23 protein-coding genes are annotated in these 23991 nt (G+C 41.3%); 8 read left to right on the top strand and 15 right to left on the bottom strand.

Translation table 11 applies throughout. The annotated features are described in order from the left end of the window. Positions 1-10: 10 nt before the first annotated feature. Positions 11-1174: a nucleotide sugar dehydrogenase gene (locus ITG10_RS08755; protein ID WP_017632729.1), complete on the bottom strand. Its 1164-nt coding sequence runs from the start codon at positions 1172-1174 to the stop codon at positions 11-13. 152 nt (positions 1175-1326) lie between these two features. Here ITG10_RS08755 and rfaD point away from each other — a divergent pair, with 152 nt between their 5' ends. The 4 genes from rfaD to ITG10_RS08735 all read left to right on the top strand — a co-directional run bounded on the left by rfaD (position 1327) and on the right by ITG10_RS08735 (position 5755). Then, a complete protein-coding gene (rfaD, locus tag ITG10_RS08750) occupies positions 1327-2268 on the top strand; it encodes an ADP-glyceromanno-heptose 6-epimerase (RefSeq protein ID WP_010433822.1) in 942 nt (313 codons plus the stop codon). A 134-nt stretch (positions 2269-2402) separates the two neighbouring features. Beyond that, a complete protein-coding gene (lpxM, locus tag ITG10_RS08745) occupies positions 2403-3359 on the top strand; it encodes a lauroyl-Kdo(2)-lipid IV(A) myristoyltransferase (RefSeq protein WP_017632728.1) in 957 nt (318 codons plus the stop codon). 10 nt (positions 3360-3369) lie between these two features. Further along, positions 3370-4650 (top strand): O-antigen ligase family protein, encoded by a 1281-nt coding sequence (locus ITG10_RS08740; protein ID WP_248386320.1) that lies wholly within the window; start codon positions 3370-3372, stop codon positions 4648-4650. After that, positions 4634-5755, top strand: coding sequence for a hypothetical protein (locus ITG10_RS08735; protein WP_248386319.1), 1122 nt, complete (start codon positions 4634-4636; stop codon positions 5753-5755). Before ITG10_RS08740 ends, ITG10_RS08735 begins: the two co-directional genes overlap by 17 nt. On the opposite strand, the gene pseI is transcribed toward ITG10_RS08735, so the two are convergent. From pseI to ITG10_RS08680, 11 genes are all read right to left on the bottom strand, one after another. Beyond that, complete coding sequence (gene pseI, locus ITG10_RS08730) at positions 5745-6794, bottom strand: pseudaminic acid synthase (RefSeq protein WP_017631405.1); 1050 nt, start codon at positions 6792-6794, stop codon at positions 5745-5747. The two genes, ITG10_RS08735 and pseI, sit on opposite strands and share 11 nt — an antisense overlap. Before the next feature lie 10 nt (positions 6795-6804). Further along, on the bottom strand, positions 6805-8304 hold the full coding sequence (gene pseG / locus ITG10_RS08725) for a UDP-2,4-diacetamido-2,4,6-trideoxy-beta-L-altropyranose hydrolase (RefSeq protein ID WP_248386811.1): 1500 nt from the start codon (positions 8302-8304) through the stop codon (positions 6805-6807). 10 nt (positions 8305-8314) lie between these two features. Next, positions 8315-8998 carry a pseudaminic acid cytidylyltransferase gene (pseF, locus tag ITG10_RS08720; RefSeq protein ID WP_017630616.1) on the bottom strand — a complete coding sequence of 228 codons (684 nt, stop codon included), beginning with the start codon at positions 8996-8998 and terminating at the stop codon, positions 8315-8317. A gap of 2 nt (positions 8999-9000) precedes the next feature. Beyond that, a complete protein-coding gene (locus ITG10_RS08715; RefSeq protein WP_016768940.1) occupies positions 9001-9756 on the bottom strand; it encodes an imidazole glycerol phosphate synthase cyclase subunit in 756 nt (251 codons plus the stop codon). Positions 9757-9758: 2 nt separating this feature from the next. Continuing rightward, on the bottom strand, positions 9759-10373 hold the full coding sequence (gene hisH, locus ITG10_RS08710; RefSeq protein WP_017630615.1) for an imidazole glycerol phosphate synthase subunit HisH: 615 nt from the start codon (positions 10371-10373) through the stop codon (positions 9759-9761). A 15-nt stretch (positions 10374-10388) separates the two neighbouring features. Next, complete coding sequence (locus ITG10_RS08705; RefSeq protein ID WP_108117614.1) at positions 10389-11543, bottom strand: N-acetyl sugar amidotransferase; 1155 nt, start codon at positions 11541-11543, stop codon at positions 10389-10391. Positions 11544-11555: 12 nt separating this feature from the next. Continuing rightward, positions 11556-12731, bottom strand: coding sequence for a UDP-4-amino-4,6-dideoxy-N-acetyl-beta-L-altrosamine transaminase (pseC, locus tag ITG10_RS08700; RefSeq protein ID WP_017630613.1), 1176 nt, complete (start codon positions 12729-12731; stop codon positions 11556-11558). Next, positions 12728-13741: a UDP-N-acetylglucosamine 4,6-dehydratase (inverting) gene (pseB, locus tag ITG10_RS08695; protein ID WP_017630612.1), complete on the bottom strand. Its 1014-nt coding sequence runs from the start codon at positions 13739-13741 to the stop codon at positions 12728-12730. Before pseB ends, pseC begins: the two co-directional genes overlap by 4 nt. An 81-nt stretch (positions 13742-13822) precedes the next feature. After that, positions 13823-14902, bottom strand: coding sequence for a glycosyltransferase family 4 protein (locus tag ITG10_RS08690; protein WP_017630611.1), 1080 nt, complete (start codon positions 14900-14902; stop codon positions 13823-13825). Positions 14903-14912: 10 nt separating this feature from the next. Then, complete coding sequence (locus ITG10_RS08685; protein ID WP_017630610.1) at positions 14913-15704, bottom strand: glycosyltransferase family 2 protein; 792 nt, start codon at positions 15702-15704, stop codon at positions 14913-14915. 9 nt (positions 15705-15713) lie between these two features. Continuing rightward, positions 15714-16745: a UDP-N-acetylglucosamine 2-epimerase gene (locus tag ITG10_RS08680; RefSeq protein WP_026084219.1), complete on the bottom strand. Its 1032-nt coding sequence runs from the start codon at positions 16743-16745 to the stop codon at positions 15714-15716. 132 nt (positions 16746-16877) lie between these two features. On the opposite strand from ITG10_RS08680, the gene waaA reads away from it, so the two are divergent. Beyond that, positions 16878-18140 (top strand): lipid IV(A) 3-deoxy-D-manno-octulosonic acid transferase, encoded by a 1263-nt coding sequence (gene waaA / locus ITG10_RS08675; RefSeq protein ID WP_026084218.1) that lies wholly within the window; start codon positions 16878-16880, stop codon positions 18138-18140. A 40-nt stretch (positions 18141-18180) separates the two neighbouring features. Here the strand turns inward: waaA and ITG10_RS08670 are convergent, their stop codons facing one another. Then, positions 18181-18894, bottom strand: coding sequence for a 3-deoxy-D-manno-octulosonic acid kinase (locus tag ITG10_RS08670; protein WP_017630607.1), 714 nt, complete (start codon positions 18892-18894; stop codon positions 18181-18183). 95 nt (positions 18895-18989) lie between these two features. Here ITG10_RS08670 and ITG10_RS08665 point away from each other — a divergent pair, with 95 nt between their 5' ends. The 3 genes from ITG10_RS08665 to ITG10_RS08655 all read left to right on the top strand — a co-directional run bounded on the left by ITG10_RS08665 (position 18990) and on the right by ITG10_RS08655 (position 21585). Beyond that, complete coding sequence (locus tag ITG10_RS08665; RefSeq protein ID WP_017630606.1) at positions 18990-20054, top strand: glycosyltransferase family 9 protein; 1065 nt, start codon at positions 18990-18992, stop codon at positions 20052-20054. 1 nt (position 20055) lies between these two features. Next, positions 20056-20538 (top strand): pantetheine-phosphate adenylyltransferase, encoded by a 483-nt coding sequence (gene coaD, locus ITG10_RS08660; RefSeq protein WP_017630605.1) that lies wholly within the window; start codon positions 20056-20058, stop codon positions 20536-20538. A gap of 294 nt (positions 20539-20832) precedes the next feature. Next, the gene (locus ITG10_RS08655) at positions 20833-21585 is read left to right on the top strand and encodes a glycosyltransferase family 25 protein (protein ID WP_017630604.1); all 753 of its coding nucleotides are present in this window, start codon (positions 20833-20835) and stop codon (positions 21583-21585) included. 35 nt (positions 21586-21620) lie between these two features. Here the strand turns inward: ITG10_RS08655 and ITG10_RS08650 are convergent, their stop codons facing one another. Continuing rightward, a complete protein-coding gene (locus ITG10_RS08650; protein ID WP_248386810.1) occupies positions 21621-22814 on the bottom strand; it encodes an ISL3 family transposase in 1194 nt (397 codons plus the stop codon). A 144-nt stretch (positions 22815-22958) separates the two neighbouring features. Further along, the gene (locus tag ITG10_RS08645; RefSeq protein WP_017629504.1) at positions 22959-23963 is read right to left on the bottom strand and encodes an NAD-dependent epimerase; all 1005 of its coding nucleotides are present in this window, start codon (positions 23961-23963) and stop codon (positions 22959-22961) included. Positions 23964-23991: the final 28 nt, after the last annotated feature.

The raw sequence follows: 23991 nt of genomic DNA, 5'->3' as shown, positions 1-23991 counted from the left end.
TAAAACCCGATCAATCACTGCCAAACAGATCTCGTGTGTAAACCTTATCTGCAACGTCTGCGATCTCTTCTACCATTCTGTTAGATACAATCACATCGGATACGGCTTTGAACTCTTCTAGGTCAGAATAAACCTTCGAGTTAAAGAAATGCTCTTCTTCCAACACAGGTTCGAATACGACCACTTCAATACCTTTAGCTTTCAAGCGCTTCATAATCCCCTGAATCGACGACGCACGGAAGTTGTCAGAGCCAGCCTTCATGATCAAACGATAAATACCTACAATTTTAGGCGAGCGCTTAATAATTGAATCCGCAATGAAGTCCTTACGAGTGCGGTTAGCATCGACAATGGCACCCACAATGTTGTTAGGTACATCTTGATAGTTAGCTAATAGCTGTTTGGTATCTTTTGGTAAGCAGTAACCACCATAACCAAATGAAGGGTTATTATAGTGATTGCCAATTCGAGGGTCTAAGCCCACACCTTCAATGATCTGACGAGAATCCAAACCATGCGCTTCCGCGTAAGAATCAAGCTCATTGAAATAAGAAACACGCATCGCTAGGTAGGTATTTGAGAACAGTTTTACCGCTTCGGCTTCCGTCGAATTAGTAAACAAAACATCGATGTTCTCTTTTTCAGCGCCTTCAACCAGCAGATTAGCAAACACTTTAGCTCGATCAGAACACTCACCAACAATGATTCGTGATGGGTGTAGGTTATCGTACAAGGCCTTGCCTTCGCGTAAAAACTCTGGTGAAAACATAACGTTTTCACAGTTCAGTTCTTGCTTAACGCGCTCAGTATAACCAACAGGTACCGTTGATTTGATCACCATGACGGCATTTGGATTGATATCCATGACGTCTTTAATGACCGACTCTACAGAGCTGGTATCAAAATAATTGTTTTTTGGATCATAATCGGTTGGAGTAGCAATAATGACAAATTCAGCGTTTTTGTAAGCGGCTTTATCCGTTGTTGCCATGAAGTTCAGCGCCTTATTTGATAGAAAGTGCTCAATCTCATTGTCTACAATCGGTGACTGCTTATTGTTTAGCATTGCCACTTTTTCATCGATGATATCTACCGCCATGACTTCATGATGTTGTGCCAAAAGCAGAGCGTTTGATAGACCCACATACCCTGTACCGGCTACTGCAATCTTCATGATAATACCTATAGTTTTGAGTAATTAACTCAACATAATTTATAACTTAGCTTGCCGTATCATACTCTGGTTGGGGAATTATTCCACTAGCCCGCTTTATCCATTCCTTGCTATACTCGTGACAGTTTTGTATTCAAAAGAGTTAGAAAATTATGATTATCGTAACGGGTGGTGCTGGCATGATTGGCAGCAATATTGTTAAGGCGCTTAATGAAGCGGGCCACAACGATATTCTAGTCGTCGACAACTTAAAAGATGGTAAGAAATTTAAGAACCTTGTAGACCTAGACATCACGGATTACATGGATCGTGATGACTTCCTAACTCAAGTCATGGCCGGTGATGATTTTGGTCATATTGAAGCTGTTTTCCATGAAGGAGCATGCTCTGCTACCACTGAGTGGGATGGCAAATACATGATGCTCAACAACTATGAATACTCAAAAGAGCTACTTCATTACTGTGTTGAGCGTGAAATTCCTTTCTTGTATGCCTCTTCAGCTGCAACTTACGGTGAGACCGACACTTTCATCGAAGAGCGAGAGTACGAAGGTGCATTGAATGTCTACGGCTATTCAAAACAACAATTTGATAACTACGTTCGTCGCTTAACCGCGGATGCAGCAGCACACAACGAAACGCTTTCGCAAATCGTAGGGTTCCGTTATTTCAATGTTTATGGTCCACGCGAGCAACACAAAGGAAGCATGGCCTCTGTCGCTTTCCACCTAAACAACCAAATGAATGCCGGTGAAAACCCGAAATTGTTCGCAGGTAGCGAAACCTTTAAGCGTGATTTTGTGTATGTGGGTGATGTCGCGGCTGTAAACTTGTGGTTCTTAGAGAATGGGGTATCTGGCCTCTTTAATCTAGGTACTGGCAATGCTGAGTCGTTTGAAGAAGTCGCCAAGGCAGTTATCAAGCACCATGGTAAAGGCGAAATCGAAACGATTCCTTTCCCTGAGCATTTAAAAGGCGCTTACCAAGAATTCACTCAAGCAGACCTAACGAAGCTTCGCGGTACAGGTTGCGATATCGAGTTTAAAGCAGTAGCCGATGGCGTTGCTGAGTACATGAAGATCGTAAACGCTTAACGGTATATTTCAGATTAGGACCAATAATACACCCTACTTTTAGCGTGTATTATTGGGAATGCCTAACGAATATAATCATTCCCAGAGTGACCGATATTAAGTTAACTCTCTGATTTAAATAATGTAGTGAATGAATGACCACACAACGCAATGATTTTGATCCAAAAGCTTACAACCCTGAGTTTGAATGGGGTTTTCTAGCACCTAAATACTGGGGAACTTGGATTGCTGTTTTGTTATCGTCTTTAGTCTGCTTCTTACCTAACAGCATTCGTTTAGCATTAGCTAAGTTTATGGCTAAGCAAGCTGTAAAAATTAAGAATAAGGCTAACCGCCGGGCTCGAGTTAACCTTGAGATGTGTTTCCCTGAGCAATCTATCGAAGAGCGCGAAGAAACTCTCTATCAGTCATACGTTACTTCCATCTCATTTTTGATGGGATTTGCTTCACTGACACTCAAGAGTAAAACTTGGCTAGAGAATAACACTTCGATAAACGGCCTGAGCAACCTAACCGATATTACAGACAGTGGCGAGAATGTGATCTTGCTGGTGCCACACACATGGGCTATCGATATCCCAGCGGTATTATTAGCTTCACGCAATTTACCTGTATCTGCGATGGCGAAAGCACAAAAAAACAAACTCAGTGACTGGCTAATGCACCGACAGCGCGTGCAATACGGCGGTCGTGTTTATGATCGCAGTGGTGGTATCAAACCTTTCATCAAATCGGTACGTGATGGGTACCTGGGTTACTACCTCCCTGATGAAGATCTTGGCCGTGAGCACAGTGTCTTCGTTGACTTTTTCGCGACTCAAAAAGCAACTATCTCAGGCCTTGGTCGCCTATCTAAACTGAGTAAGGCTAAAATTGTTCCTCTGTTTGCTCAATACGATAGCAACACTGGCCAATACACTCTAGACTTCTACCCCGCGCTGCCCTTTCCAACAGGAAGCGAGGAACAAGACGCGCGCATGATGAACCAATGTATTGAAAATTACGTGAGCAAAAACCCAGAGCAATATATGTGGATCTTAAGGCTGCTTAAGACTCGTCCTGATAGTAATATAAATCCTTATAAGAAGTAGTTTCCATACCATGTCTCCAACTCACCTATCTCACACAAAAGCAGTGCCATTTTTTGCTGCTTGCTTTCCTGTTATATGTGTCGCTTATGGCTCTGGCTACAACTACTCAAGTATCTTACTACTACTCACTTGTATTACCAGTTTATTTATTACCAAACATAAGCTTCGATTAAGCTCCAATGAAAAACTTTTTATATACGCACTTCTTTACTATTTCTGTACTTTTCTTTTTCTGAAGTTTTTTCATGGTGAAAAGTGGAGCTTTATTGATAAGCCAAGTAGAGCTCTATTAACCATACCAATTTTTATTGCCTTATTACGAAACCCACCATCGTGGAAAAATATCACTATTGGGATAAATATTGCCTCAATTTGTTCAGCTATCGTCGCTTTATTCTACCTAAAGCAATATCCAGAGCTTAGAGCATTCGATGGACGTATTCCCAACGCTTGGTTTGAAGGATATATGCAAATACAAACGGGAGGTATGGTAACCACATTTGCTATCTCGAGTCTTGCCATTACTCTATGTGAGCTAAAGAAAAAAAATTTGATACTTTCGCTCGTATCACTAGTTGCTTTTATTTTGGCATCTTGGGCAAGCTTACAATCCGAAAGTAGGGGATCATGGTTACTGGTTCCACTCGCTATCTTATTAATTGTTCACTATAAGTTCAGTCTCTTACGTATTAAAGTAGTTATATCCTCTATTGTTTTGATAACTCTAGTATCTTTCGGTCTCAGTACAAACCATACGGTTACGTCTCGAATTAATGAAGCTATCAGCGATTACAGCCAGTACAATTCAAATGCCAATGCCTTTACATCAGTAGGTATTCGACTCAACTTATGGAAAAGTGCATCAATCATTTTTTTTGAAAACCCACTGGCGGGTGCTGGAATAGACGGAAGGCTTGAAAAGAGAAAATCAATAGGTGATTTGGGTATTATAGACAAGCAAGTATCTAGAATGACTTACCATGAGCACAATCAATTTCTTGAAGCCGCCTCTGTTAGTGGACTTATAGGATTAAGCGCTTTAGCTACTATATTTTTAATACCGCTTTTCCTCTTCTTTAAGATACTTCTGAATTCATCATATTCTGAGGGTTCCAAAAATTTCAGCCTACTCGGAATTATCTGTATCGTCCTCATGATTGGTTACTGTCTAACACAGGCTTTTTTCAATCACAACTCTGGAACTATTTTTTATCTCGTATGGACCACTATCCTACTTAGTTCTTCATTTGCTAGTTATAAAAAGGGAAATAATAATGAAAGCACGACATAAAGATATATATATCTGCTCCACTGTAAGGCATTTATTATTTAGTCTATATAAAGCTCAAGAGAATAAAAAGCAAGCTGTTATAGTGTTTTTCTATGATTTTCAAAATATAGATCCACTACAAATAGACACAACACAAACCCCTAAAAACATAAATTTGATATTAGTCAACAGGAAGTCATTAGTTAAACACATAAAGAAAAGTGGTTTAATTGGAAGGTTTATCTTGTTTTGCTCACTACGTGGCCTTTCGATATCAAAGTCTACACAATGTAATTTAGTTGATTTATTTAAAACGTATGATGATAACCTAGATTTTGATTTTACTATCAATACTCTATTTCTTTTTAACGATAACAATAAAATGTCTCGACTATTTAGATTGTTAAGTAAATCTTACTCTATGCTTGAAGATGGAATGGGTAATTATATTGAACATAAAATTGAGTCAAAACCTAAGCAAGTGCTGAGGTATATCCAAGGAAAACAGCCTAAATATTATGTTTTTGGTGAAAAAGACCAATGTAAAGAAGTCTATGCTATTCATCCTAACAACCTACCCAAAAGCATCATGCACAAAGGCAAGAGGTTAATGTTATCTAAAGATAAAGCTATCGTCGATTCCATTAAAACCTGTTTTAGATTCAAAGAAGAACCTAGTTTCTCTGATAACGGACTAATTATTGCCACACAACCAGTGTTCACCGAGATCAAAGATAAACTAATAAGCGATAACTTCTTTCTAGATATCTATAAAATTATTATTTTACTTAGCAGAGAGAAAGGGCTAACACCGGTTTTAAAGCTCCACCCTCTAGAGAAAAGAAGTGATTACCTAAGCATAGAAAATGAAGGTGCGATCTTTTTATCGAATAAACTTCCTTTAGAACTATATTTGTTATCAAGCACCGAGAAAACTAATATTATTACAATAAATTCATCTGTGGGTATTGGAATGGAAGAGTATTGTAATGTCTATAATCTAATACCGGATGATAAGGTATCAAATTATATGGAAGTGCTTTCAGACTATGAAAAAAATAGAGAAAGCCTTCAAGAGATAATCTCTATCCAGCTATCCAAAATAAAGCAGTTATCTACTCAATGATTTGAAAAGACACCGGGGTACCGGCAGTGATCTCAATTGTTGCTTTTTTCCCCATAACTTCATCGTAAAACTTAGGAGCTAAACCAAAACCAGGTCGAATACTCCGTACATTATCAGGACTAAGTACCTCACCAACTTGAATGTCTTTTACTACATATAAAGAACGGCGGAACTTAACATTCCCTTTTTCAGCTTCCGTTCTTTCGTAATTGACTTTACCTATTGCTTGCCACGCTGTTTTTGTATCTTTACATAATGCTGTAAGTTCATGGGGTTCAAGAGAAAAACTATCATCAGCACCACCACCGTTACGATCCATAGTGACATGTTTCTCTATCAAGCATGCACCTAACGTAACTGATGCTATTGCAGTAGCGTTATCAATCGTGTGGTCTGAAAGACCGGATAAAACATCAAACCGCTCTGCAATATCGGCAATGGTTTTTAAATTGTACTGCTCAGCCGGTGCTGGATAACCACTCACGCAATGCAGTACAACTAACTCTTTGCAGCCATTATCTCTTGCGGTTTTTATAGCTTCTGCAATTTCTTCTTTATTAGCCATTCCTGTTGAAATGATCATCGGTTTACCTGTTTGAGCAACACGCTTAATAAGAGGCAAATCAATGACTTCAAATGAGGCTATTTTATACGCAGGAGCATCTAATGATTCTAATAAATCGATGGCTGTAAAATCAAATGGAGAACTGAAAATAGTAATCCCAAGTTCTTTTGCCTTTTCAAATAACGGCTTATGCCACTCCCATGGCATATGAGCACCCTTATAAAGATTATAAAGCGTCTGCCCATCCCATAACCCCCCATGAATTTGAAACTCTTCACTATCGCAATCCATAGTGATCGTTTCATGAGTATAGGTTTGCAGCTTAATCGCATCAGCACCTGATTTCTTCGCTTCTTCCATTATCTGGAAAGCGCGATTAATGTCACCATTATGATTTGCTGATAATTCAGCAATAATATAAGGAGCGTAGTCAGGGCCTATGTTTCGACCGTCAATTGAAATGTATGGTTTCATCAGAATCTCATTAAATTGGGTTACGAATAAACGTCTCAGAATTTTTCTGTGTATAGTTCGCTTTTTTGAACAGCTTCTGAGAAGCTTTATTACATTCTAATACAGTGGCATGTAATGTCAGATCTGGGTGGATGACATCAGCCATTTTTAATGCCGCAGTTGCGACGCCTAAACCGTAAGCTTCAGGGGCAACAAAAATTGATACTAGATAATTCTTAGGTTCCGTTTTATCTAATCGTAATACACCTAACCTTTTTCCTGTTATTTTATCTTCAACAAGATAAAAAAAGTCAGTGGTTGTGGCTAGCTTTCGCTTCATCCAGCTTTGGTGATCTTCCCATGTAGGAATATCAGTATTCAATGCAAATTCACGAGTTTTAGGGTGGCATTGCCAATCATAAACGGTTTTGATGTCCTCATAAGTTGCAAATGCAAGCTGTAGATTTGAATGATCACTTGGTTCAATAAGCTGCTGAATTTCTAGGACTAACCTTCGAGTCCCTAAGCCATCACACAGTTTTAGATTCGACATAAACAGCTCATGCCATTGACCCATTGCCTGTTGATAGGTCACTAATAGCTGGGATTCAATATCTTCCAAAGAGACTTTCAAAATAGCTTTATGCTGAAGCAGTTGAGTACAGATCGTTTTTTGATTATCAGCCAATGGTATCAAAATGCTAGGTAGACCAAGACAAGCCCGCTCCCAACTTGTTGTTCCAGGCGCCCCAATCGCTATATCATACTTAAGCATTAAACTAGCCATATCAGCCTCAAAATCTTGATGTTGGACATTACTGTGTAAGTCACACCATGACTTAACCTGCTGGTAGTGTGGTGCTCTCGGGCTTAGCAACACCGTAAAATCAGCACAGACTTTACCAACAAGGCTTTTTAATGACTTTAAAGTTGCATTGGGGTTGTCTATTCCCCCCATAGATATGAGAACTTTAGGTCTAGTTTCAGGGAGTACCCGCATGTAAGCGAGCTCTCTCAATGAAGCAAACCTTGGGGCTAATATCGCATACTCACTTCCCACTAAAGCTCGGGCAGAACCTGAGTATTCAACAGGCTTACGCCCAAGAGTTTGATCGACAATTAAATCAGCATCATGCTCTCGAACCAAGTCATCAATAGCGACTAAAAAGCAGCTCATTGATTGCCTAACAAGCTGTTGCCACTGGTTGCTAATAGCATAATGATCCGTTACCACTAAATCAGCACTGCCTACCATTTGGATAAAGTCTAGCGCATCCTCAGAACTTGGTCTTTGCAGCCAAGCCTCATAATCGGCATCATGCTTAGGCTCACTAGGTTCCTTAGGCGGATTTAACTTTATTACCTGAAAGCCACGCTCTTCAATGTATGAGATCATGTCGCCTGGCTGTGGTAAACATGCAAAAGAGATTGAATGACCGAGGTTTTTCAATGCATCTGCAAGTACTAAACAGCGCATGATATGACCGCTACCAACCCAAACTGAAGCATCCGCTCTAAAGATAACTATCATAAAACCCTAATTATTTTAAAGCTGAGTATAATGCCTCAGCCAGATCCCAATCTTCATTAGTGTCAATATCTTGAACTCTACTTCTAGGTAACAGAACGACACTAGAATGATCCGCGAATATTGCTTTTTTCTCTAAAAACGCATCGGCCTTTCCCCAATAGAATTGACCAGCATCATGATAGGCTTCTTCTAGATCTTGAGAGCGGGCTTGTTCATTTTCAGGAGAAAACATTGACACAGCTCCTCCTGATGAAATTTTGATCGCTCTTTGAATCGGAAATGGAAAAGTCGCAGCACTAAAAACAAACTCAAATAAGCCTTTATTTAACTTATCGAAACCTTGTTTAAGATATTCCGGCGTTACAAAAGGAGCGGTCGCGTACAAACAACAAACCGCATCTACAGTCCAGCCATTATCCATGCACCAAGTAATAGCGTGATGCATCACATCCATCGTCGTCGCATAATCATCAGATATGTTAGCCGGGCGTAAAAAAGGTACCTCTGCACCATACTGCTCAGCCACCTCAGCGATCTCAGTATCATCCGTAGAAACAATGACCTTATCAAAGCACCCCGAAGCAACCGCCGCTTCAATAGAGTAAGCAATCATAGGTTTACCATGAAAAGGTTTAATGTTTTTACGAGGAATGCGTTTACTGCCACCACGTGCAGGGATAATTGCAATTTTCATTATTAATTCCTAACACTGATCCCTTGCTGAGCAAGATAGCTCTTCGCCTCATTGGGAGTTTGTTCTGTAAAATGGAATATCGCAGCGGCAGCTAAGGCATCGACACCAGAATGATCAAAGGCATGATGCATATCTTGATAGTCTTTTGCTCCTCCTCCCCCTATAACAGGGATACTGACACTGTCTACAGCCAGTTTAAGAAGTTCATTATCATAGCCCGCCATTGTGCCATCAATTTCAATACGAGTTACTAAAAGCTCACCAGCACCATAAGACTCAACCATTTTCGCTGCGTCTACAAACGTGTATGCCGTCTTTTTTTTACCCGAATGAGAAAATACCTTGTATTCACCATCCACTTTTTTTACATCTAGAGAGACAACTATGCACTGATTACCAAATGTTTCGGAAGCCTCTCTGATCAGCTCTGGAGTTTCCAAAGCTGCCGTATTGAGAACCACTTTATCAGCTCCAGCTAGCAATACCTTGCGAATCTGTTCAACTGTTTTAATTCCACCACCAACCGAAAAAGGCATAAAGCATTCATCTGCGACGTCATGGATAAGCTTATAATCAGGCTCACGACTTTCATTGGTGGCATTAATGTCAAGCAGCACAAGTTCATCTACATTACGCATATTATAGATTTTAACTGTTTGTATTACAGAACCCGTTCTTCTCCAGGCATTAAAGCCCTCTCCTTTTACCAACCCAAAATCTGCATACAGCATGGTTGGAATAATTCGCCGCTTCAACATACTTAAAGATCCAAAAAGTTCTGCAATAATTTAAGCCCTAGTTTCTGACTTTTTTCTGGGTGAAACTGCATTCCAAAAACATTACCCTTCTGTACTGCACAAGTAAACTTCCCACCATGCTCAGTACTCGCTAAAACATTTGATGCATCATCGGCTTGATAGTGGTAACTATGCACAAAATAGAAATCACTCCCAGAAGGTATACCATCAAACAAAGGCGATTGTGATAATACTTCAACCGAATTCCAGCCTACGTGAGGGACTCGAGCTAATGCATCTTGTGGCGTTAACTGGATTACTTCTCCCGGAATTAGCCCTAAACCTTTAGTTTCACCATGTTCATGACCTAATGTGGATAAAATTTGCATACCTAGGCAGATGCCTAAGACGGGTATTTCATCCTCCACGGCCGACTCGATAATAGCTTCTTCCAGCCCACGAGCTCTCAGTTCAGACATAGCTTTAGTATAAGAACCGACACCGGGTAAAATGATTTTATCCGCTTGTAATATGTCTTCCGCCGTTGATGCTATGGTAGATTTAAATCCACAAGCAGATATGGCTCGAGTTACCGAGCCAATATTCCCCATACCATAATCAACTATTGAAATAGTCATAGTTATAACCGTAAGTTAATTATCGTAATTCAGTTTAGTCAAATTGCCCTTAGCATCTCTCACTAAGTTACCTTTACGATCAGTTTTGAATAATTTTTTGTTCGTAAATCGGTCACAAATTTCATCGAATTCATCTTTAGACATGTCAATTTCTTCTAAGACACTATCAAGTGAACGACCTAAATAAACATCTGGATAGTTACCATCGTTATCTTTTAGGAAATCAACAATATCTCTACGATCTAATCGACCACGTCGGATATGGTTATTCGCTTGATCGGTAGCACGCCCAAAACCATACTTAATGTATTTGAAATAATCGTGTACTCGGTGATAATAATTATCTAAATTCTCATAATTAACAAAGCTACCCTCTGTTGGAGTTGGGTAACTTTCAAAACCATACGCTTGAGCAACCAATGTGTTGTTGTAGCCATCCCAAGGAAAGTAATAACCAAGGAAAATACCAGTTACACCGACCCGCTTCAATTCTTCATCAGAAGGGTAGAAGTAAGGAATAAGATCGCGTCGAGTAATATCGTCTTGCCCAATTAAGTCCGTAATACGCATGCCTAACATACCACCAAACTCTTCCAACCAACGACGATCTAACACATTGTTCTCAGCAGCTGCTGCTGGACCGCCATATTCATGCTGAGAGTTTTCACCCCAAATAATTAGAGGGATATTTTTTTCGACTGCAACTTGGATAGGAATCGTAAAAATTGTAACGTGTTCTGCCCATTGAATATCGCCAACTTCGCGCAATGCTAAACGAGATAGCTTACGACGAATCTTGGGGTTAGTAGTCACGTTAACATGATCAACACCTAACCTTTTTAGATTCTCAAGGTTACGGCGACCAATGTCTGACAATGAATCAGTCTCAGCAGTAACACATAGTGGGTTAAGACCAGCTTGTAAAACTCGGATTACTTGATAAGTACTGTCTTTGCCACCACTAACCGGAATAATACAATCGTAGTTAGAACCATCAATAGATTTATACTTATTTGTAATATTTTCAAATTCGTTTTTACGTTGTTCCCAATCAATCTCAGTGCGCTCTTCAAAGTTGATACAAGCGCTGCACTTACCTTGTTCGTTGAACCATAAATCAGGCTTCGTTTCTGGGTACATACAACTCGTACAATATTTGATTTTTTTCATTTTCTAACCTGTTTAGTATCTATTCAAAATGTTAGTAATTACATGAACAACCATATTCTGTTGCTTTTCCGTCATACCGTGGAACATTGGAAGCGAGATTGCTTCTTGATAGTAACGCTCTGACGCAGGAAAATCGCCATCAGAAAACCCCATAGCCTGGTAATATGGCTGAGTATGAACCGGTATGTAATGCAAATTAACGCCGATACCATTTTCACGCAGAGCCTCAAACACTTGCTTATGAGTTAATGATATCTCATCTAACTTCAATCGGATTACAAATAAATGTAGACCTGAATAAGTTTTTTCCAGTTGATAAGGAAGAACTAAAGGTAATTCAGATAACATTTGATTATAACGCTTAGACAACACATGGCGCGCCGCAACAAATTCATCAAGACGTTGCATTTGCGTGACACCCAATGCCGCTTGAAGTTCTGTCATGCGGTAGTTAAAACCTAAATCAACCTGTTGGTAATACCAGCCACCGTGAGAAGCTTCCGTCATCATTTCAGGATCTCGTGTAATACCATGACTGCGCAAGAGAGCCATTTTATCCGCTAGCTCTTTCTGGTTCGTTAATGCAGCACCACCTTCAGCCGTTGTGACAATTTTTACAGGGTGAAAACTGAACACTGTAATATCAGAATACTTACAATTACCGATTGGTTGTTCATGATATTGACCACCAATAGCATGAGAAGCATCTTCAATGACTTTAAAGCCGTATTCTTTGGCTAGCTTAGCAATGGATTCCATATCACAAGGCTGACCACATAAGTGAACAGGAACAACGACTTTAGGTAGAGTTCCAGTAGCTTTAGCAGTAATTAGCTTTTGCTCTAGCTTTTTAGGGCACATGTTATAAGTTGCTGAATCAATATCAACAAAGTCCACTTTAGCTCCGCAATAAAGACCACAGTTTGCAGACGCAACAAAAGTAACAGGCGTTGTCCACAACCAGTCACCTTCCCCCAAACCTAAAGCCAAACAAGCGATATGCAGAGCCGAGGTTGCACTATTCACTGCTAACGCATACTGAGCACCAGTATGTTCTGTTAACGCTTTTTCAAACGCAGGAACTTGTGGTCCCTGAGTTAGGAAATCAGATTTAAGAACATCAACTACACTATCAATGTCTTGTTGACTGATATCTTGCTTGCCGTATGGAATCACTGTTTTACTCACACTGTAAATTTAGGGTCAACATGTTCTTTGATTAAGTCGCGTAGACCTTCAATCGTTTCCCACTCAGTATTGGTGCCTGAGTTGTATTTAAAGCCAAACGGTACTTTTTCAGCTTTATGATGATTCATGTACTCATCTTCTGTGTATGTAAAAGAGACAGAAGGAAGGATCGCGTAATAACGACCTAAATCAATTGTATTGAGAGAATCAGTATCAGTAATCATTTCTTCATGAAGTTTTTCACCAGGGCGAATACCTACAACCTTAGTTGCCATGCCAGGCGCAATAGCTTCAGCGATGTCTAGAATTTTGTATGAAGGGATCTTAGGAATAAAGATCTCACCACCCAAATGGTTTTCAAGTGCATACATGACCATATTCACGCCATCTTGAAGAGAGATATTAAAACGCGTCATCTCTTCATGTGTAATTGGCAGTACACCTTCTTCTTTTTTCTGCATAAAGAATGGAATAACCGAACCACGAGAGCCCATCACATTGCCGTAACGTACGACACTAAAACGAATGTCTTTTGAACCTTTAATATTATTTGCAGCAGCAAAGAGCTTATCTGAAGCAAGCTTTGTCGCACCATACAAGTTAATTGGTGCACATGCCTTATCGGTCGATAGAGCAACGACATCTTTCACACCACACGCAAGAGCTGCACTAATCACATTCTCTGCGCCATCAATATTGGTGCGAATACATTCAGTTGGATTGTACTCAGCAGTATCTACTTGTTTGATCGCAGCTGCGTGGATAATAACATCAACATCTTCACACGCTTGAATCATACGGTTACGATCACGAACATCACCAATAAAGAAGCGTAATTGTGGAAAATCCTTGTGAGGATATTGCTGCTTGATTTCAAACTGCTTCAGTTCATCACGAGAAAAGATAATGATCTTCTTTACGTCTTGGTATCGTTCCAGAATTGTTTTGATAAATTGCTTACCAAACGACCCTGTGCCACCTGTAATTAATACTGTCTTGTTATTTAGCATACTCAACTACTCTAATATATCTCTTTTGATCCTATGTCCTCTGACTTAGAACCTTAAATTCATAATTAATATCTAGCTACTTTATCTGACTAGTAACTTCTCAAAAAATTCCAGGTGCTTCTTCACTGTTACTCGTGAACTAAAGCTTTCATCTAAGCGCTTCTTCGCCGCTTCACTCATTGTTGTACACTTGGCCTTATCTTGTGCGAGCTTGTCCATAGCCTCACCCAACGCTTTGGCGTCACCAGTCGGGACAATATAACCTGTCTCGCCATCTACAACGAGTTCAGGGGCACCGCCAGTGGTAGTAACAACAGAAGTTGTGCCATTTGCCATTGCTTCAACAATCGTACGCGGTAGCCCTTCTCCGCTGATCGATGGCTGAACTTGAAAGTCTGCCATACACATAATTGAAGGGATGTCAGTACGATGGCCAATGTAGTGAATTCGCTCACTCATAGGGCTCGCTTTCATCTCATCAAAATGAGGCTCATAGCCACTACCCGCTAAGATTAAGTGGAAGTTCGGTGCTGTAATGTATTTGGTCGCCTCAAGTAAAACAGAAATACCCTTACTTGGCCTTACATGCGCTGCAGTAATCGCGACTACATCATCTTCATTCAAACCAAACTCAGAACGCTCAGTTGGTGGCACTTTATACCAATCCAATTCATGCCCTTTGTAGATGGTAACTACGTTATCTTTGTTCTTCCAAACTCGTTTTACCACATCTTGTCGCACTGCTTCAGACACGCACACAATGCCATTCACACGAGGATGAAGCTGAGTTAAGTAAGCACTTGGGTCATGTCGATACAGCCCGCCAGTAGTGCCTCGATAAACGACTAATTTAACGTTGAAACCAATACACGCAAACGCCGCATTAGGTATCGTCTTTGAGTTAAAAGCATAGCAGATGTCGTAATCATGCGTTTTTAGCTCGTGGCGAATCTTTTTAATGGTATCAAAACAAATTTTACGCTTTGGATAACCATCAACGACTCGAATACCGCACTCTTCTAGCTTTGATACATGCTCAGACTCACCTTGAGTCATGATAGTGACTTGGTGACCTTGACGCGCAAGCTCTATAAAAATCGCGGCTTCAGGGCGTAAACTGTTCCATGCATGTAAGTAAGATGCACAAACTAAAATTTTCATCTATCGCTTCCTATTTGGCTTGGTCTGTTGAACGGTCTTCTGGGCGATTTTCAAGAATCCACAAACCGACATATTTATTGAAATTCACTTGAGCGTAAGTCATCGCCATAATGAAACCGACACTGCCATCCATAAAGCCACGGCGAATAATATAGACTAAGAAGAACGTCCATGCCGCCCGTAGTAGAGCGAGGAATAAGCCGTGTGATCTCTTGCCTTTACGGTGGTATTTTTGAGAACCAAGCCAAGCGTACTGCGCTGCTTTGTCTAAACCATGACCATAATCGCGATGGGTGTAATGAAGAAGAAACCCCTTCAATATTCCTGTAGAGCCTTGCTCCGGAACGACAGTCTCATGAACCTCATCCAACGTATATCGAGAGCCTTCTCTCTTGAAGAGTCTTAACACTGCACGAGCACTGCGGCCATGTTTTAGAGTCGTACCATACAGAGTCACTCCCCAAGGAAGTTTATACGCTGTGTGTTTGATTTGATCTTGTTTTAATAGTTCAACAAGAGCCTTGCTCATCTCTTCATCTAATGCTTCATCCGCATCGATTGATAACACCCAATCACATGTCGCTTTATCTAGCGCTCGTTGCTTTTGCTTACCAAAGCCAGGCCAATCTGTGATGGTCACGTTATCTGTGTATTTTTGGCATATCTCAACAGTTGCGTCCGTTGAGCCACTGTCTAACACGATTAGCTCATCGGCAATATCAACCACTGATTTAAGGCAAGTTTCAATTCGGTCTTCTTCATTCTTGGTAATAACAATGACAGACAGGGTATGTTTTCTCATTATTCAGCCCTAGAATTTCCAATAGTTTAATGATTTACGGATCTTAAAGTTACGAATCCAATTTTTGGGTTTCTTATCTTGCCAACCACTTTCTAGCACTTCAGTAATCGCACTCAGAACTCTCGCTGAGGATTGGCCATCTAAATATGGGGTTATCGATGGGCCATAATTAGCGATAGCGTTATCTCTTGCTTCATCAGGTCGCATTGCTTGTTGAATTGCTGACTCTAACTGCTCTGCTTGAGTAATATTGATGAAGCTCGCTTGAGGGTCTCGGTTGTTTACCGTAACAACATGCTTATTGAGTAACAAAAACTCTTGAAATATCGATGAGTTGTCACACACCATAACATCAGCACGATGTTGCATTTCAATCACTCGGTCATTGTCGAAGAACAGAAGGTTATCCCCTTCCAACGCCTGGTATTTTTCTCGTGTCTCTTGCTTCATTTTAGGATGCAGTGTGACTAACCATTGCCACTGGCTCATTTGGCTTAGGCGTTTAAGCTCTTCATAAACCAATTCAGCACAGGATAAGCTTGGCGAAAAAGTGGAAGCAAATAGAATTTGCGGTCTTTCAAAATGCTTGTCACTGACTTGGTAATTAAACAAGCTATCTAGCTTCAACCAACCGGTCTCTTTGACTTGAAAATAGCCACGCTGCTTAGCTAATGGTTCCAATGAGTTGGTCCTTTCATGGCCTTCTGTGCAATACAAATCAAATAGACCACGCTCAGGATATAAGTTCCCTCGTTTACTCTCATTCAAACCGTGAAATACTTGTACCTTCAACCCAGGGATAAAAGCAGGAACGCGATCCCCGGGTACTAAAACAGCAGAAGGGTTATAAGCGACAGCTTCTTTCAAAGACACGCGCAGCTCTTGCTCTAATAAAAGATGTTCAGAAGCATCCTCACCTACGAGCAACCACTTTACGTCATGGCCAAGTTGCTTCGCGTAGTTATAAAATGGACGAAGGATAGCAAATGAGTAGTTTTGCTCGACATAGAGCAAAAAACGATAGGATTGATCGGTTTGAATAAGCGATGAGATAGAGTTCACCATTTCCGTTTGAAAGTGTAACTAAGCATTTAATTATAACGCTCTTTACTTTCGAGATTGAAGAAAATACTCTTCTGATTACTGATTTTACCCTCTGGTGTCACTGTTCTTATGCTTATACGAATTATATACACTCTTATATTGTCATTGGCCTCTCCACTGCTCCTTTATGGGCTTTATAAGAGCAAACCCGGCAAACCAAGTTTCGGTAAGCGTTGGAAAGAGCATTTCGGCATTACGCCGCAAACTCAGGGTAAAAGCCCGATCTGGATTCATGCCGTATCCGTGGGTGAATCGATTGCTGCGATACCTATCATTAAGCAACTGAAGCAGCGAGATCGAAATCAAGCCATTATCGTGACCACGACAACCAGCACAGGTGCAGAGCAAATAGACAAGCTTGGTAGTTTGGTCGAGCATCGCTACATGCCGATTGATTTTTCTTGGTGTGTACGAGGCTTCCTTAAATCAGTAAAACCAAAACAAATGTTGATTATGGAAACAGAGCTGTGGCCAAACACGTTGCATTGTGTCGCAAACGCTGGGATTCCGATTTCAGTACTCAACGCTCGCCTTTCCGAACGCTCGTGCCAGCGTTATGCTAAATTCCAAGCCGTTTTTGACCTCTTAGCCAAAAACCTTTCTCAAGTACTTTGCCAATACCCTAATGATGCGGAACGTTTTGTAAGGCTGGGGTTAAATAAGTCATCTGTGCATGTGACGGGCTCAATCAAGTTTGATATTGAAGTCTCTTCTGAACAAGTTGAAAAAGGTAAAGCATTAAGGGAGCAGGTAGGTTTTGATCGCGATGTCTGGATTGCTGCAAGCACTCATCAAGGTGAAGACGATATTGTTTTAGATGCTCATAAGCAACTTCTTAAAGACAATCCAAATGCGTTGCTGGTGATCGTGCCTCGCCACCCAGAGCGATTCAACCAAGTGACAGAACTCGCTAGGCAGCATGGCTTCAACACCGTAACTCGAACGAGCCAACAACCATTAACATCTGATATTGAAATGTATATAGCTGATACGATGGGAGAAATGTTGGTACTACTCGGCGGCGCTGATGTCTGTTTTATGGGTGGAAGCCTTGTTGGAGATAAAGTAGGAGGGCATAACTTGCTAGAGCCAGCAGCCCTGAAGTTGCCTCTGCTAAATGGCCCTAGCTACTTTAATTTTAGCGAGATCACCGACAAACTGCTTGAAGCTCAAGCTGTCACTATTTGTCAAAACAGCAATGAAATTGCAGGCCAGCTAAAAGAGCTGTTCACACAACCTAACTTACGTAAAGATAAAGGCTTAGCGGCTTATCAAGTGGTTGAGCAGAATCGAGGGGCGTTGGATAACACCTTACAACACATTATTGGCTAACAACCATTCGATTTTATTAGCCTTGGTAGCCTTTTAACATCTAACCTTTATAACCTTTTAATATCGGCTCCCAATCCGACTCCTGCCATTGAATCTGGCGCTTGTTTACTTCTTTTAGGAATGAGCGCTTTAAGCGATTCAAGTTACCTTCTTTCCAGTCATCACCCGCTTGCTGACCACACTTGTCAAAGTCAATAATCCACACCTTTTTTGAATCATCAAGCAGGATATTATGAATGTTGAGATCAGTGTGATTAACCCCAGCATCGTGCATTTTACGTATCTCTTGGCCAATCCTTTGATAGATCTCCGCACCTATCGGATTAGCCATCAATACATCGACCAGATCTTTCGCATTGGGAATTCGTTCCGACATCAGATCTGCACGATAAAATAGTCCGCTTTTCGTCGCTCGAGCGGCAATCGGCTTGGGTACATTCACACCTACGCTAGCTAACACATGAAGAACATTAAGCTCCATCGCGCAACGCGTACTTTCCCAATCTGAAAATCGGTACTGGTCTTCAATGAAATTGCCAAATAGCCCACCACGGCGATAGTGACGCAACGCGGCTTGCATTCCATCAAGTTGAATAAACCAGGTGGTACCACGCCCCTGGGCACTCCCTGAAATAGCCTCACGTTGCTGCCAGTATTCTGCCTCAAAGATCTGAACCATATCATCCTCCGGTACTTGAGCCAGAAGTTCAGGGTCATACCAAATTGTTTGGTTCTTAGTGTTAATCGTTTCCATCTATGAGGCCTTTGGGTCGCTTTTCGTCATTGCTATTTTACAACTAATGCGAGTATCTGCATAATTCTGATGTTATTCACTTTTTCGGACTCTTTATGTCACTGTTCTCAACTGCACCTCAATCTCTTTGCATACTCCGCCTATCCGCGATTGGCGATGTTTGTCATGCTGTTTCTGTGGTTCAAGCCATCCAGAAGCAGTGGCCTGAAACGAAAATTACTTGGATAACCGGCAAAATAGAAGCCATGCTGATCGGCGACCTGCCGGGTATTGAGGTAATTGTTTTCGATAAGAGACAAGGCTTCAAAGGAATGCGTGAACTATGGCGCCAATTGTCAGGTCGAAAATTTGATGCGCTGCTACACATGCAAGCCGCACTCAGAGCCAGCGTACTTTCCTGGGGAATAAAGGCGAAGTGTAAGGTGGGGTTTGGCAAAAACCGTACTCGTGAAATGCAATCACTCTTTACTAATCGCCACTTGCCTATTTCAGACAGGTTTCATGTATTAGATAACTTTGCCGAATTTGCTCGCTACATTGGTGTGCCCTTCGATAAACCCCAATGGGACATTCCTTTAACGCCGGAAGACGAACAGCTAGCCATCGACACCATGGCTGGGAAACAAACCTTGGTTATATCTCCTGCCGCAAGCAAAGATTCACGTAACTGGCTAACTGAACGATATGCCGCTATTGCCGATTATGCAGTAGAAAAAGGGATGCAAGTAGTACTGTGTGGCTCTCCTGCTCCACGAGAAGTAAACCTTGGTAAAGACATCGAAGCTCTATGCCAATCTCCTGTCATCAACTTAATTGGCAAAACTAACCTAAAGCAACTCACCGCTGTACTCAAGCACGCGACCGTGGTAATCGCACCAGATACCGGCCCTGCACATCTGGCGACGACACAATCAACACCTGTCATCGGGTTATACGCACACAGCGATCCTCGAAGAACAGGGCCCTACAATGACCTTGATATCGTAGTCAGTGTTTATCAACAGCACGTAGAGGCACAACAAGGGAAACCGGTTAAAGACCTTCCATGGGGAACTCGAGCAAAAGGCGATGATTTAATGAAAGACATCACACTCGACATGGTGCAGCAAAAACTAGATAAAGCTTTAAACTCTATTAAAACACCAAGCAAGGACAGCTAATATGACCACACACGTTATCTACCCAGGCACTTTCGATCCGGTAACCAACGGTCACCTCGATATTATCGTCCGTGCTGCAAGCATGTTTGATCATATCACCGTTGGAGTAGCAGCGAGCCCGAGTAAAAAAACCATGTTTGAGTTAGATAAACGAGTAGAGTTGTTACGTGATGCCGTGTCTTACTTAACGAACGTGTCTGTTGAAGGATTTTCGGGATTGCTGGTCGACTTTGCTAAGCAGCAGCAAGCAAACGTGTTGGTGCGCGGTCTGAGAACAACAATGGATTTCGAGTACGAGTTTGGTCTCACCAGTATGTATCGCAAACTCCTACCAGGCCTTGAAAGCGTGTTTCTGACCCCTTCAGAAGAGTATGCATTCCTTTCTTCGACAATAGTTCGAGAAGTGGCTATACATGGTGGGGACATTAGTCAGTTTGTACCACAAAAAGTGGCAGACGAAATAAAACTCAAAACGACAAACTAATCCTCCCAGCTCCAAAAATAATTCTAGCACTCCTAGAGCGCTAGAATTTAGTTGAAAAATTTATAACATCAGCGAGTACTATGTTTAGTAAGAATAAAATTAGTATTATCACGCACCTAGTTAATCATATTTCAGAGATGTTTCTTAGCAGGCACAATCGAGCTAACACTGTAGAAGTAATAATAATGCTCTTTCAACATTTTGACGCCCATCACAACCAAAATGAACGTCCATTACAAAAAGTCATGCGAGTGGTAACATAATAAACTAAAAACAAATACATCAATATAGTTTATGAAATCATACTGTATCACTTTAAGCGGTAGTAATAGCAGACAAGAGTTAACATCGGAAATACTGAAAAATGTTCAAATTGATTTTGAGTTTTTTATTGGTGTAGATGCAAGAGTTGATGAGCACCCTTTACTAACCAGAATTCAAGAAAGAAATTTTTTGTACAACATGGGGAGGCCCCATATTATCGGTGAAGTTGGGTGCTATGCAAGTCATTACCTTATATGGCAAAAGTGTATAGAGCTCAATGAACCAGTTTTAGTCTTCGAAGATCATGTCAACATTGACGAAACCACATTTCGCAATACGCTAGCTATCGCAGAGCAGCATATTGAGCAATGTGGTTTTATTCGCTTACAAGACAGTAAAAACAAACTGCATTACTCTGTTGATAAGTACAAAAACCAAAACCTTGTAAAGTACTTGAAAGTTCCTCAAGGAACTGCCTGCTACGCTATATCTCCAAAAGCTGCACGATCTTTTATCGAACATAGTTCAACTTTCAATTATCCGGTCGATGTCTTCTTACGGAATACTTGGGTTCATAAACACCCCATGTTTGGTGTTGCACCTGCGGGATTACAGCGTAGTAAGCAGCCGTCAATCATTCGTCAAGGCAAAGGCAAAGGCAAAAAAAACTATTCAGTAGCCTTACTGAAAGCCGCTAATAAAATAAAGAGCATGACGCTCAACCTAGCAACTAACTTTTATCACCTGTCTATTTTAGGAAAAGAATACAGGCCCAAATTATAGATGCTCAGCATTTACTATCTTCAAAAAAAAAAGGTTCATCGCGGCTTTCCGGGGAAAGCCGCTTTTATCTTCAAGAAGAAGTAGTCTGTATCTCGATATCCATACCCCATTCGCTTGATTAACTTTATTTTGTTGTTTATCCCTTCCAATGTGCAGGTGTTGAGCGGATAAGTTGCCGATGCAATAATACCGTGAAGATAAGGCCTCAGTTTTCGTGCAAACTCTTTCAATGGCTTAATTCCACTCTCTTGCACTTGTGCCCACCATACCTCCCAGAGCCCCTTAGCATGTGCTTCTGATTTACAGTACCAAAGCTCTTTGAGTTGTGAGCCGAGTATATAAGTGGCCATCAAGTCCTTATTGATATTCAATATTTCAGTAAGATAGCTATCTTGTCGTGCATTTAAATTACCTCTGTTTTTCAGCAGTACCCAGCGTGAGCGCTTCACCCATTGCCTCGCTTTTTTATCCTGCTTGAGTTTGTTAGCTTGGTCGACTCTGACTCTATCCATCACCTCACGACCGAACTTAGCAACAACATGGAATAAGTCGTAAACGATTTTTGCATTCGGGCAGTGCGCTTGAACTTCAAGGTCAAAAGCCGTATTCATGTCCATTGCGACCGCTTCGATATTGTTACCATGCTTGCCTAACTGCTCGAAAAACGGTCGTATGTCCTTGCGGCTACGACCTAACCCTATCCAAATGACTTGGTGAGTCTTAGCATCAGCGATGACTGTGGCATATCGGTGCCCTTTAAAGATGGCGAACTCGTCCATGACGAGTTGCCTTAGCCCTTCCCATTTCACTGACGGTACCACTTGGCGAAGTCGACGTTTATCTATCTCTTTAATGGTGTGCCAATGAACGCTCGTTAACTGGGAGATATGCTTAATGGGAAGAAGAGGCAGTAGTTGTTCTATATAGCTTTTTAGACGCGTCGTTATACGAGCATAAGGCTCTAACCAAGATAGAAACTCTGTTTTTATGCCGCAGTCACGACACTTGATCCTTCGAGTTTGAACGGAAAGCTCAACAGGAACATTGAACAACATGGCCTCTTTCACATGACGCCATTGATACTCATGGATAGCCTCAGCTTCAAGACCGCAAAGGCATTTAGCCTCAGAATTAGGTTTAAGAGTTAGTGTAACAAGTGATGCTGTCTGGTGAGACTTTACTATTTTAAAGCCTTCCCAGAATGAAGATAGGAAAGTATGATTCGGCATGAAAACGGTAGTTTGTGTATGATTTTTGTTTGGCGACTAAACCATATCACTTACTACCGTTTTTTTGTTTTTAGTTCCCGCTAATCCGCGATGAACCAAAAAATAGCGCTCATTGAGCGCTATTTTTGTTCGAGAGACTAGCTCTTACAGAGAATAGTAAGCCTTATACCAATCCGCGAATGCTTTTGCGCCTTCTTGGATCTTCACTTGAGGCTTATAGCCAACTGCTTCAAACAGATCCTCAGTATCGGCGTAAGTTGCGTATACATCACCAGGTTGCATTGGCATGAAGTTCTTCTTCGCTTCAACACCAATTGCACTTTCAAGCGCTTCGATGTAATCCATCAATTTAACTGGGCTACCATGACCGATGTTGAACACTCGGTATGGTGCTGAGCTAGTCGCTGGTGACCCTTGCTCTACTGTCCAATCTGGTTGTTTTGCCGGAACTCGGTCTTGTACACGAATAATGCCTTCAACGATATCATCGATGTAAGTGAAGTCACGCATCATGTCGCCGTTGTTATAAATATCGATCTCTTTGCCCGCTACGATTAAATTCGCAAACTTGAACATCGCCATATCAGGGCGACTCCAAGGGCCGTAAACCGTAAAGAAGCGTAAGCCTGTCGTCGGTACATCGTATAGGTGAGAATAGGTATGTGCCATCAGCTCATTCGACTTCTTAGTCGCAGCGTACAATGAAATTGGGTGGTCAACGCTGTCTGCCGTGTGGAATGGCATTTTGTGGTTCAAACCATAGACAGAGCTCGAAGACGCATAAACTAGGTGTTCAACTTTATTATGACGACAACCTTCTAAAATAGCTAAGTGGCCAACAAGATTACTGTCGGCATACGCCATTGGATTATCGATTGAGTAACGAACGCCAGCCTGCGCCGCTAAGTGAATAACACGGTCAAACTTTTGCTGTGCGAAAAGCTCAGCGATGCCTTCTCTATCCGCAAGATCAAGCTCGATAAAGGTAAGGTTTTCATGTTCGATACGTTTAAGGCGATCATGTTTCAGAGAGACTTCATAGTAGTCATTTAGGTTATCGATACCAACAACCTCATGCCCTGCCGCACATAGTCGCTCTGATACTGCAGAGCCAATAAAACCAGCAACGCCAGTTACTAAATATTTCATTCTACTATTCTCAATTCATATAATTAGT

Source organism: Vibrio sp. ED004, assembly GCF_023206395.1.
Classification (GTDB): domain Bacteria; phylum Pseudomonadota; class Gammaproteobacteria; order Enterobacterales; family Vibrionaceae; genus Vibrio.
Note: the sequence above shows the minus strand (reverse complement) of the source record. Positions and strands in the feature narration are given on the sequence as shown.